13 protein-coding genes and 1 pseudogene are annotated in these 11,645 nt (G+C 64.1%); 12 read left to right on the forward strand and 2 right to left on the reverse strand.

All coding sequences use genetic code 11. The features are described 5' to 3' along the window. Window positions 1-286: SMP-30/gluconolactonase/LRE family protein (locus AC1DWI_RS03740; RefSeq protein WP_477724396.1), on the forward strand; the 286-nt coding region annotated here is incomplete at its 5' end. 49 nt (window positions 287-335) lie between these two features. Then, the gene (locus tag AC1DWI_RS03745) at window positions 336-1,262 is read left to right on the forward strand and encodes an aldose 1-epimerase (RefSeq protein WP_477670681.1); all 927 of its coding nucleotides are present in this window, start codon (window positions 336-338) and stop codon (window positions 1,260-1,262) included. A 33-nt stretch (window positions 1,263-1,295) separates the two neighbouring features. On the opposite strand, the gene AC1DWI_RS03750 is transcribed toward AC1DWI_RS03745, so the two are convergent. After that, window positions 1,296-2,024 (reverse strand): IclR family transcriptional regulator, encoded by a 729-nt coding sequence (locus AC1DWI_RS03750; RefSeq protein WP_477670680.1) that lies wholly within the window; start codon window positions 2,022-2,024, stop codon window positions 1,296-1,298. A gap of 110 nt (window positions 2,025-2,134) precedes the next feature. Between AC1DWI_RS03750 and AC1DWI_RS03755 the strand changes: the two genes are divergently transcribed. Together AC1DWI_RS03755 and AC1DWI_RS03760 are read left to right on the forward strand one after the other, a co-directional pair. Next, entirely contained in the window at window positions 2,135-3,076 is a 942-nt protein-coding gene (locus AC1DWI_RS03755; RefSeq protein WP_477670679.1) for a hydroxymethylglutaryl-CoA lyase, read from the forward strand. Further along, entirely contained in the window at window positions 3,069-4,280 is a 1,212-nt protein-coding gene (locus AC1DWI_RS03760) for a CaiB/BaiF CoA transferase family protein (protein ID WP_477670678.1), read from the forward strand. The genes AC1DWI_RS03755 and AC1DWI_RS03760 overlap by 8 nt, the downstream gene beginning before the upstream one ends. A gap of 38 nt (window positions 4,281-4,318) precedes the next feature. On the opposite strand, the gene AC1DWI_RS03765 is transcribed toward AC1DWI_RS03760, so the two are convergent. Beyond that, a complete protein-coding gene (locus AC1DWI_RS03765) occupies window positions 4,319-5,251 on the reverse strand; it encodes a LysR family transcriptional regulator (protein WP_477670677.1) in 933 nt (310 codons plus the stop codon). A gap of 101 nt (window positions 5,252-5,352) precedes the next feature. Between AC1DWI_RS03765 and AC1DWI_RS03770 the strand changes: the two are divergent. From AC1DWI_RS03770 to AC1DWI_RS03805, 8 genes and pseudogenes are all read left to right on the forward strand, one after another. After that, window positions 5,353-6,294: pseudogene (locus AC1DWI_RS03770) on the forward strand (ketopantoate reductase family protein); the annotation flags it as partial. A gap of 18 nt (window positions 6,295-6,312) precedes the next feature. Further along, on the forward strand, window positions 6,313-6,723 hold the full coding sequence (locus AC1DWI_RS03775; RefSeq protein ID WP_477724400.1) for a VOC family protein: 411 nt from the start codon (window positions 6,313-6,315) through the stop codon (window positions 6,721-6,723). A 10-nt stretch (window positions 6,724-6,733) separates the two neighbouring features. Beyond that, window positions 6,734-7,216, forward strand: a complete 483-nt coding sequence (locus tag AC1DWI_RS03780) for a MaoC family dehydratase (RefSeq protein ID WP_477724397.1) — start codon at window positions 6,734-6,736, stop codon at window positions 7,214-7,216. Between the two features lie 58 nt (window positions 7,217-7,274). Further along, complete coding sequence (locus tag AC1DWI_RS03785; RefSeq protein ID WP_477670675.1) at window positions 7,275-8,498, forward strand: CaiB/BaiF CoA transferase family protein; 1,224 nt, start codon at window positions 7,275-7,277, stop codon at window positions 8,496-8,498. Beyond that, window positions 8,495-9,316: a shikimate dehydrogenase gene (gene aroE / locus AC1DWI_RS03790; RefSeq protein WP_477724398.1), complete on the forward strand. Its 822-nt coding sequence runs from the start codon at window positions 8,495-8,497 to the stop codon at window positions 9,314-9,316. The genes AC1DWI_RS03785 and aroE overlap by 4 nt, the downstream gene beginning before the upstream one ends. A 32-nt stretch (window positions 9,317-9,348) precedes the next feature. Next, a complete protein-coding gene (locus AC1DWI_RS03795; RefSeq protein ID WP_477670673.1) occupies window positions 9,349-10,047 on the forward strand; it encodes a TetR/AcrR family transcriptional regulator in 699 nt (232 codons plus the stop codon). Window positions 10,048-10,198: 151 nt separating this feature from the next. Further along, the gene (locus tag AC1DWI_RS03800) at window positions 10,199-10,729 is read left to right on the forward strand and encodes a TRAP transporter small permease (RefSeq protein WP_477670672.1); all 531 of its coding nucleotides are present in this window, start codon (window positions 10,199-10,201) and stop codon (window positions 10,727-10,729) included. Then, window positions 10,726-11,645: TRAP transporter large permease subunit (locus AC1DWI_RS03805; RefSeq protein WP_477724399.1), on the forward strand; the 920-nt coding region annotated here is incomplete at its 3' end. The genes AC1DWI_RS03800 and AC1DWI_RS03805, both read left to right, overlap by 4 nt.

Below are 11,645 nucleotides of genomic sequence, written 5' to 3' on the forward strand. Positions count from 1 at the left end.
CGGCATGACCACCGACGCCGCCGGCCGCCTGTGGATTGCCCATTGGGGCGGTGCCTGCATCAGCTGCCATGACCCGGTCACTGCACAGGAGCTGTGCCGCGTGCCGCTGCCGACAACCCACGTGACCACCTGCGCCATTGGCGGGCCGGACATGCGCACGCTTTTCATCAGCACGGCACGCACCGGGCTAACGCCCGCGCAGCTCGCAGACCAGCCGCTGGCCGGCGGCCTGTTCGCGGTGGCGATTGACAGTCCGGGTCTGCCTGCCGGTTTGTTCGGCGCCTGATATCACGAACAAAACACCATCTACCTGCCCTCACCGTGAAAGATCTTCAATGACCGATTCCGCACATCCTGTAGTCTGGCTGCGCCACGCCGGCCAACGCCTGGGACTGGTTCCCTCGCTCGGCGGCAGTGTGGCTGCCTGGCAGCTTGACCGTCCGCAAGGGCCGCTGGACCTCTGGCGGCCTTGGGACGGCAAAACGGACGATCTCTACCAGACCGCTTCGTTTGCCATGGTGCCGTGGTCCAACCGCATCAGCGGTGGCGGCTTCACGCATGAGGGGCAATTTCACGCCATGCGCCCGAATCGCGCGGGCGAGCCCTATCCCATTCATGGCGACGGCTGGCTGCAGCCGTGGCAGGTTTCGCAGCCGGCTGCCGACACCCTGGTGATGACGCTGGTGTCGTATGGGTTCGACGGCAACCCCTATGACTACGAAGCCGTGCAGACCTTCCGGCTGGTTGATGGTGGGCTGAACCAGAAGCTGCAGGTGCGTCACCTGGGCGTCAAGCCGCTGCCGTATGGTTTGGGCGTGCATCCCTGGTTTCCCCGCACCCCGCAAACACGGATTACCGCGCAGGTAGAGGGCCTCTGGCTCTGCGGTGACGATCCGCTGCCGGTTGCGCACACGACCGACTTTCCGGCAAGCTGGAACCTGAACGAAGGTGCGCCAGCCAACGGCCCGCTCATCGACAACGGCTACACAGGCTGGGGTGGCAAGGCCAGCATCGCATGGCCCGAGCTGGGCCTGCAGGTCACGGCCAGCATGCCGGACTTCGCGCGCGACGGCGGTGCTGCACAGCACTTCTGCCTGGTTTACCGGCCGCCGCAAGGCCCCGCGTTTTGTTTTGAGCCCATCACGCAGCCCATCGACGCCTTTCATCTGCCGGGGCAGCCAGGCCTGCGCGTGCTGGGGCCCGGGGAGCAGTTCTCGCTCAACATCCAGTGGCGCATCGAATCCACCGCCGCGCAGGGCTGAACGGCAATACAGGCTTAGACCGCGAACAGATGCTTAAACCAGGCCAGTCAGGCGGCGGGCTGCTTCGAGTACCGGTTTGACGTGGCGTTCTCTGTAACGGGTGTCGGGCATGGTCAGCGTCAGCGCGCCTGCCAGTGCGCCGCCAGCCCCAAACACCGGCGCTGAAATGCCTGCTACCTCGGCCAGGCGGTCACCCACGGCCGTGTAGTAACCCTGTTCGCGGATTCTGGCGTACAGCTGACGGTCTTTTGGGCCACCAGCCCTTACCCGTTCTGCGCCAAACGCTATCAAAATGCGAGCGCCCGTGCCGCGGTCGGCGGGTAGCAGGTCGCCGGCCTTGATGTGGTCGCGGATCGGATGCGGCGAGTCCACGCGGTACAGGCACAGGCGGGCCTCCCCCTGGCGCACATGGTAGGCCGCGCTCTCGCCAGTGGCTGCCACCAGTTCACGCAGCACCGGCAGCACCACGCGGTCCAGCGAAAACGAGGCGGCGTAAACACCGTGCAGGCGCGCCACCTCGGCGCCCAGTGCGTAGCGGCCGTCGCCGAGTTTCTGGACCAGCCTCGCATGCTCCAGCGAAGCCAGCAGCCGCAGCACCGTGCTCTTGTAAAGCTGCGTGCGCTCCGCCAACTCCCCCAGGCCCAGTGAGATGTCGCCCGCCCTGAAGGCTGACAGCAGCGACAGGGCGCGGTCCACTGCCGCGGCACCGCCGGGAGCGGCATGGGCGTCTGCAACGGATTCGGTCTGGGCTTTGCGCGGCATGGCTCGATCTCCTGGGCTTTCGTGCCGGTTGCCTGCTTGACAGTGCTTGCAACCTGCTTCATCATTCCATCAGAAAGAATATAGTTCTATCTTACAGAATACCAAAGACGATGCAAATCCCCCAGCCCTGCCAGGTGCTGATCAGTGAAGTCGGCCCGCGCGATGGCCTTCAAAGTGTCGCGCGCACCATGGCGACCGCCGACAAGTTGCGCTGGATCACAGCCCTGCACGCGGCCGGCCTGCGCGAAATCGAGGTGGGCTCGTTTGTTCCCGCCAAACTGCTGCCGCAAATGGCCGACGTGGCGGAAGTGGTGCGGCACGCGCTCACCTTGCCCGGCCTCACAGTGATGGCCCTGGTGCCCAACCGCCGCGGCGCTGAAGCCGCACTGCAGGCCGGCGTGCACAAGCTGACCATGCCGGTGTCGGCCAGCGCGGCGCATTCGCAGGCCAATGTGCGCAAGACGCGCGAAGAGATGGTCGAAGAAGTGCGGGCCATTGCCGGCCTGCGCCGTGAGCTTGCACCGCAGGTCAAGCTGGAGGCCGCCATCTCGACAGCGTTCGGCTGCACGCTGCAGGGCGTAGTGCCTGAAGACGATGTGATCCGGCTGGCCGCCCAATGCGTCGCTGCCGGTGCTGATGAGTCGGGTTTGTCGGACACGGTCGGTTATGCCAACCCCGCGCAGGTGCGCCGCCTCTTCAGGCGCCTGCGCGCCGAGCTTGGCAACAAGGCAGGCGCTGCGCATATGCACAACACGCGTGGCCTGGGCCTGGCCAACTGCCTGGCTGCGTATGAAGAGGGCGTGCGCACCTTCGATGCTTCGCTGGGCGGCCTGGGCGGCTGCCCCTATGCACCGGGCGCGTCGGGCAATGTGGTCACTGAAGACCTGGTTTTCATGTTTGAAGCCATGGGCGTTTCCACGGGTGTGGACCTTGCAAAACTGATGGCTGCGCGCGAGCCGCTCAAGGCCGGATTGCCGGGCGAACCGCTTTATGGCATGACGCCCGAAGCGGGCCTCCCCAAAGACTTTGTACAAGGACGTTTGCATGGCTGAAGCCAGCGTATCCGGCGAACAAGGCCTGCCCTATGCAGGCCTGCGAGTCGTCGAATTCACCCATATGGTCATGGGCCCGACCTGCGGCATGCTGCTGGCCGACCTGGGAGCCGAAGTCATCAAGGTCGAGCCGATCATGGGAGACAACACCCGCAAGCTGCTCGGCTCCGGTGCGGGATTTTTCCCCCTGTTCAACCGCAACAAAAAAAGCATCGCCGTCGACCTGCAGACACCCGAGGGCCGCGAGCTGGTGCTCAAGCTGGTTGCCACGGCCGACATCGTCAGCGAGAACTTCAAGCCCGGCACCATGAAGAAGCTTGGCCTGGATTACGCCAGTCTTTCGCAGCTCAACGAGCGCTTGATCTATGTCAGCCATAAAGGCTTTCTGCCGGGGCCCTACGACCACCGCACCGCCCTCGACGAAGTGGTGCAGATGATGGGTGGCCTGGCCTACATGACGGGCCGCGCTGGCGACCCGCTGCGTGCCGGCAGCAGCGTCAACGACATCATGGGTGGCATGTTCGGCGCCATAGGTGCCATGGCCGCACTGGCCGCACGCGAGAAGACGGGCAAGGGCCAAGAGGTGCAGGCCGCGCTGTTTGAAAACAATGTCTTTCTGGTGGCCCAGCACATGATGCAGTTTGCCGTGACCGGCCAGCCTGCCGCACCCATGCCCAGTCGCATTTCGGCCTGGGCGATCTACGACGTGTTCACGGTCAGGGACGGCGAGCAGATTTTCCTGGCCGTGGTCAGCGACACGCAGTGGGCCGTTTTCTGTGAGGCCTTTGGGCTGCAAGAGCTGCGGGCCGACCCGCGGCTGCTGACCAACAACGAGCGCGTAATTGCGCGCGAGTGGCTGATGCCCCTGCTGCGCTCGCACCTGGCCGGGCACAGCGCCTCCGAACTGGGCGCTGTGTTTGAAAAGCATGCGTTGCCCTTTGCGCCCATCACCCGGCCGCAGGATTTGTTTGACGATCCGCACCTCAAGGCCACGGGCGGGCTGGCGCCCATCACCTTGACTGACGGCGCCCGCGCGGGACAGGAAAGCGCCACCGTGCTGCTGCCGCTGACCCTGGGCGGCAAACGTCCCGGGGTGCGCCTGAACCCGCCCAGGCTGGGCGAGCACACGCGCGAACTGCTGCGGGAGCTCGGTTATGACGAGGACGCCATCCAGGCTCTGCAAGCCAACCGGGTGACGCGCTGAGTTTTGTTGCTATAAAAAATGTAGCTACTCGCGCACAGCTATAAAGGGCTGGTGGCACTTTTCATAAACAACTCGGCACACACGCTGCGCAGCCACCGGGAGGCCGGGTCGTGGTGGTAGCGGGCATGCCAGTGTTGCTTCACGGTAAATCCGGGAATCGCCAGCGGGCAGGGCAGCACCTGGAGGTCGGCGGCGCGGGCCAGGGTTTCGCCGATGTGGCGCGGCAGCGTGGCGATCAGGTCGGTGGTGGACAAAATGGCCGAGAGGCCCAGAAAGCCCGGCAGCTCCAGCAGCACCCGGCGTGAGATGTTTTGTGACGCCAGGGCACTGTCCAGCAGCTGGTAGCCCGTGCCGGAGCTGATGCCGATATGTGCCTCAGCCTGGTAGACCGACAGGCTCCAGTCGGCGCCCAATTCGCTGCCCACCCGCGGATGCCGGGCATTGGCCAGGCAAATCCAGTCCTGGCCATACAGCGTCTGCTGGTAGAAGCCGGTGTCGAGCCAGGGCAGAAAGCCGACAGCCAGATCGGCCTCGCCTGCTTGCAGGGCATGCGCCAGGCCGGCATCGATACGCGCGGCTTCCAGCGCCACGCCCGGCGCCACCGCCCGCACGTGGGACAGCAGCCGGGGCAACAGCGTGACGTGGCTGGCGTCGGTCATGCAGATGCGAAAGCGCCGCTGCGCCGTAGACGGTTCAAAGGCAGCCTCTGACTGGGCCAGCCGCTGCAACCCGCCCAGCACTTCGCGCACCGTGGCAATCAGCATATCGGTGCGCGGCGTGGGCAGCATCCCCTCGGCCGTGCGCACAAACAGCGGGTCGCCAAGCTGCTTGCGCAGGCGCGCCAGCCAGATGCTGACCGTGGGCTGGCTTTGCCCCAAGGCCTCGGCCGACCGGGTGACGCTGCGGGTGGTGTAGAGCTGGTCCAGCAGCCGCAGCAGCTTGATGTCCAGCAGATCCAGGTCTTTTTCCATACCTCTATTGTTATACGCAATGATTAGTATTGCCTTCATTGCATGGACGACATGGGTGGCTCCACCCAGAATTCGCTCCTGAATCACGAAGGAGTTGTGCAGTGAAGATTTGTGTTCTGGGGGCCGGCGCGCTGGGCGGTGCACTGGGCGGCGTGCTGACGGAGGCGGGCCACGAGGTCTGGCTCATCAACCGCAATGCTGCGCAGGTCGAGGCCCTGAACAGCCGCGGGCTGATCCTGCGCGATGGCGGCATAGACCGTTGCGTGCAGGTGCATGCCGCGATCTCCGCTACGGGCGTGGCCATGGACACCGGTGCGGTGGACCTGGTGATCGTGCTGGTCAAGTCCTTCGACACCCGCCCGGCCATGGAGGCAGCCCTGTCGCTGCTGGGGCCGGACACGGTCGTTCTGTCGCTGCAAAACGGGCTGGGACACGAAGACATCCTGGGCAGCATCGTGGGCCGCGAGCGTGTGCTGGCCGGCAAAACTTATGCGGGCGGCACGCAGCTCGGCGCCGGGCATGTGCTGATTGGAACGCGCGGCAAGGACACCCACCTGGGCGAACTGGACGGCCGCATCACGGAGCGCGTGCAGCGCATTGCCGCCGCCTTCAACGCCGCCGGGCTCGACACCACCGTCAGCCGCAACATCATCGGCACCATCTGGGACAAGCTGCTGGTCAATGTGGCCACCGGCGCTGTCAGCGCCGCCACGCGCCTGCCCTATGGCGAGATGTACCAGGTGCCCGAGCTTGAGGCCTGCGGCATTGCGGCCGTGGCCGAAGCAATGGCGGTGGCGAAAGCCAGCGGCATCACGCTGGCCACCACCGACCCGCGCCAGCCGTGGGTCAAGGCGGGCGAGGGCCTGCCCTACGCCTTCAAGACCTCGATGCTGCAAAGCCTGGAGAAGGGCTCAATCACCGAGATCGACTTTGTGAACGGTGCGGTGGTGCACCAGGGCGCGAAATGCGGCGTACCCACGCCCGTCAACCAGGCCCTGGTGGCCTGCATCAAGGGTATTGAGCGCGCACAGCCTCGTCAACGCGATTCAAAAGAGCACACCATGGCCCCTCACAAACAAAAGTCTTATGTAGAACACGTTGCGGTACGCGTCAAAGACATCCAGTGGCACATCAACTTCTTCCTGGAGGTGCTGGGCATGGATGCGCGCGAGRTCGACGGACCCGCCGATGCACCGCACCAGTACTGGACGATCGGTGGCCTGCAGCTCATGAGTACGCCCGGCTTTGTGGCGGCGCCATCCAACGACGCTGGCTGGCTGGCGCATCTGGGCATCATGGTTGACGACCTGGAGGCCGCCTTGGCCGAGGCGAAGGCATGGGGCGTCAAGCAACTGCCCCAGGGCCGCAACTGGCTGCAACTGCCCGATGGCCTGGCCGTCGAGCTGATCCAGGCCAGTGCCGGCAGCGTGTCTGCTGTATTGGCCGTCAATCCCAGAGCCGCCACGGCCTGAAAGGCGCCTCATGCCTAACCCCAACATCCAGTTCGCCACGCCGGAAAAATACTGGGACGACGCACAGGTCGGTGACGAGTGCACCAGCCCGTCCTATACCTTCACCGCCGCGCGCATTGATGCCTACGCCGAACTCACCGGCGACTTCACGCCGGTGCATATGGATGAGGCCTACGCCAATGCCTCGCACTTCGGCTGCCGCGTTGCGCACGGCCTGATGGGGCTGTCGGTTGCCGACGGCCTGAAAACCCAGAGCGAATACCGCTTCCTGCCTGGCATGTCGCTGGGCTGGACCTGGGACTTCCTGCTGCCCATCAAGATCAATGACACGCTGCACGTGAAGTTTCGTRTGGACAGCATGCGGCCCTCGAAGAGCAAGCCGGGCTGGGGCATCGTGGTGCTGCCGGCCGAGCTGATCAACCAGGCCGGGCAGGTGGTGCAAAAGGGCGAGCACCGCCTGATGGTGCCGCGCCGGCCATCGTCTGAAAAATGACTTGCTATCAAAAACATAGCCGCTTGCGCACGCTATACAAGGATGAACTCAGGTTTTTATGGATAAAACTACACAAGCGCTGCCGCTGGCGGGCATCCGCGTCGTCGATTACAGCCATTTCCTGGCTGGGCCCTATTTGTCGCGCTGCCTGGCAGCGATGGGCGCAGACGTCATCAAGGTCGAGCGGCCCAAGGACGGGGACGCGGGACGCGCCCACGCTTACTTCATCAAGGGACAAAGCGGCTACTTTTTGCAGCAGAACATGGGCAAGAAGGGTTTGTGCATCAACCTCAAGGACCCGCGCGGCCTGGAAATGATGCACAAGCTCACCGACGCAGCTGATGTGTTCGTCGAGAACTACCGCCCAGGCGCATTGAAAAAACTCGGCCTGGGCTACGAAGAGCTGTCCCGGCGCAACCCTGGCCTGGTGTACTGCTCGATCTCCGCCTATGGCCATACCGGCCCCGACGCGCACCGTGCCGGCTTCGGCCTGATTGCCGAGGCCAAGAGCGGCATCATGGCCATGGTCGGCGAGCCCGGCAGCGCACCGCCGTTGCTGCGCGTTTCACTGGGCGACATGTATACCGGCATCCATGGCGTGGCGGCGGTATGTGCCGCGCTGCTGGGCCGCATCAAGTCGGGCAGGGGCCAGCATATTGACTTGTCCCTGTACGACTGCCTGGTGTCCATGCACGACTATGCGGTGCAGTGCTACACCCTCTCGGGCGGCAAGGAAATTCCGCAGCAAACCGGCCACGACATGCCGCAAAGCACGCTGTACGGCGTGTTTGCCGCCAGCGACGGCTACCTCGTGATTGCCGCGCAGGTCGACGACGCCTGGAAGCGTTTTGCCCTGCTGATCGGCGGTGAAGCACTGGCGCTTGATGCGCGCTTTCACAGCGCTGCGGGGCGCAATGAGAACCGTGCAGAAATACTCGCCCTGGCGAAAGGCTGGGTAGCGGGCCGCACTGTGGCCGAATGCCTGGCCGCGCTGGACGCGATTGATGTACCCAGCGCCAAAGTGCAGAACATCGAGGAAGTGCTGAACGACCCGCAAATTCAGGCACGCAACATGGTGATTGAGCAAGACCACCCGGTGCTGGGAAAAATACGCCTGCCCAACCTGCCTTTCAGGTTTTCGGAGTGCGACACCTCGCCTGCCTGCGTTGCACCCGGCATGGGCCAACATAACCGCGAGATCGCCGCGAGCGTCGGTTATAGCGCTGCCGACATTGACGCGATGGAGCGCGACGGCGTGCTGTATGCAGAGGTGCAGCCATGACCGACCGCTATGCCGTCATCGGTAACCCGATAGGGTTCAGCAAATCGCCGCTGATCCACGGCATGTTCGCGCAGGCTAGCAGGCAGGACATGGAATACACGGCTATCGAAGGGCCGCCAGGCGGGTTCAACGGCGCCGTGGATGCCTTCCGCGCTCTGGGCGGCAAAGGCATGAACATTACCGCGCCCTTCAAGCTCGACGCCTTTGCCTATGCCACCGAACGCTCGGAGCGGGCGCAGCTCGCGGGGGCAGCCAATGCCATGAAGTTTGAAGGCACACGCGTGATTGCCGAAAACTTCGACGGTGTTGGCCTGGTGCGCGACGTCACGCACAACCTGGGCTGCCAACTGCAAGGCAAACGCGTGCTGCTGCTGGGCGCCGGCGGAGCGGCCCGGGGCGCGTTGCTGCCGTTTCTCGCGCAGGCCCCGGCCGAACTGGTGATTGCCAACCGCACGGTTGCCAGGGCACATGAACTACAGGCCATGGGCGCGGCCCAGGCAAACGTCCGCGGCTGCGGCTATCCGGATCTGGCGGGGCAGACCTTTGACGTGGTGTTCAATGCCACCTCAGCAAGCCTGCGCGCCGAACTGCCGCCGGTGCCGGCGAGCGTGTTCGCTCCCGATTGCCTGGCCTACGAACTGGCGTACGGCAAAGGGCTCACGCCGTTTTTGCGCCTGGCGCAAAACGCGGGAACCCGGCGGCTGGCCGATGGCGTGGGCATGCTGGTGGAGCAGGCAGCCGAAGCCTTTGCATGGTGGCGCGGCGTGCGGCCCGACACACGCGCCGCGATTGAACRCATCACCATTGCGCTGGTATGACATGAGCTCAGCCTGCCCCCTATACTGCGCGAATGGACGAAACAGTACATTCGCAGGCAGCTTCGGCCAAGGTGCGTGCGCGCAAAAGGAAGGCCCCGGTTGTGCAGACGGCCACGCGCACCAACGACCCGGCACGCACGATGGCCGGGATCCTCGAAGTGGCCACAGCCGAATTCGCCGAGAAGGGCCTGAGCGGCGCACGCATCGACGAGATCGCGGCGGCCACCCGGACCAGCAAGCGCATGATCTATTACTACTTCGGCAGCAAGGAGGGGCTGTACCTCGCCGTGCTGGAGGAGTCGTACCGGCGCATGCGCAGCATCGAGGCGGAACTGCACCTGGAAGACCTGCTGCCGGAAGATGCGCTGCGCCGCCTGGTGGGATTTACCTTCGACCATCACCACAGCAACCCGGGCTATATCCGGCTGGTGATGTCCGAGAACATGGAGCGCGGCAGCTACCTGGCGCAAAGCAAAATCATCCAGCAACTCAATGTGCCGGCCATCGATGCCATCCGCAAGCTTTACGAGCGCGGCGTGGCGGCGGGCATATTCCGTACGGGCCTGGACCCGATCGACATCCATGCATCGATTTCCGCGCTGACATTCTTCAATGTGTCCAACCAGCACACCTTCGGGCTGATCTTCAAGAGCGACACACAGTCGGGACGCGCCATGACGGCGCGGCGCGACAGCATCATCGAAATGATCGTGCGCTTCGTGCGCAAATAAGTTCCGGATCGCCGCCGGCCAGGGGCGGGCATGTCGGGTTTCTACTGATTCGTTTAAAACTAACTAGTTCGTACATTATGGGTTAAGACAGTCCTCAACAGGCTTGGCGCTGGACGGCCGCGCGCGCGGCCACGCATAAAAAGGAGACAACATGGACAAATGGATAAACCGGTTTTGCCGGGTGCTGGATGGCGTGATTGCGCTGTTCCTGGCACTGATGGTGGTGCTGGTGTTCGGCAACGTGGTGTTGCGCTATGGCTTCAACTCGGGCATCAATCTGTCAGAGGAGCTGTCTCGCTGGCTGTTCGTCTGGCTGACCTTTCTCGGTGCCGTGGTGGCGATCAACGAGCGCGGGCATCTGGGCACCGACATGCTGGTGGGTCGCCTGGGGCCCAGGGGCAAAAAAATATGCCTCGGCATCAGCTATCTGCTCATGCTTTTTGCCTGCTGGTTGATGTTCCGCGGTGCGTGGGAGCAGGTCAAGATCAACTGGACCACCACCAGTGCCGTGATGGAAGTGTCCATGAGCTGGTTCTATGGCTCGGGCATGGTGTTCGCCGTGCTCGGCGGCCTGTTGCTGCTGCGGGATCTGATCCGGCTGCTCAGCGGCAAGACCGGGGACGGCGAGCTGATGATGATCAGGGAATCCGAAGACCAACCGCATGAAGGAGGTCCGGCATGACCATCGCTATATTCCTCGGATCGCTGCTTGCCGCCATGGCGCTGGGCATCCCGATCGCGTTCTCCCTGCTGCTGTGTGGTGCTGCATTGATGTGGCATCTCGACATGTTCGACGCGCAGATCCTGGCACAGAACGTCGTGAACGGCGCCGACAGCTTTCCGCTGCTGGCCGTGCCCTTTTTCATGCTCGCCGGCGAGGTCATGAACGCAGGTGGCCTGTCGCGCCGCATCGTCAACCTCGCCATGGCCCTGGTCGGCCACATCAAGGGCGGTCTGGGCTATGTCACGATCGTGGCGGCAGTCATCATGGCGGCGCTGTCGGGCTCTGCAGTGGCCGATGCGGCTGCGCTGGCGTCGCTTTTACTGCCCATGATGGTGGCCGCCGGCCATGACAAGGCGCGCTCCGCAGGGCTGATTGCATCGGCGGGCATCATCGCGCCGGTCATCCCGCCTTCGATTGCCTTTGTCATCTTCGGTGTGGCAGCCAATGTGTCAATYTCCAAGTTGTTCCTGGCCGGGATTTTTCCGGGTGTCCTGCTGGGGCTGTCGCTGTGGCTGACCTGGTGGTGGCTGGTGCGCAAGGAAGTGGTGAAAGCCCCGCCGCGCAAGAGCCGCGCAGAAGTCCTGGTGGCGTTGAAGGAGTCGACCTGGGCGCTGGTGCTGCCGCTGATCGTGGTGTTCGGCCTGAAGTTCGGCATCTTCACGCCGACCGAGGCTGCCGTGGTTGCCGCGGTGTACGCAACGCTGGTTTCCGTACTCGTCTACAAGGAGCTCACGCTGAGGAAGCTCTACCCGCTGTTCGTGGGCGCCGCCAAGACCAGCGCGATCGTGATGTTCCTGGTGGCTGCGGCCATGGTGTCGGCCTGGCTGATCACGGTAGCGCAGATACCGGGCCAGGTGGTTGCCCTGCTGCAACC

The sequence above is a fragment of the Polaromonas sp. P3_C2 genome (assembly GCF_056402675.1).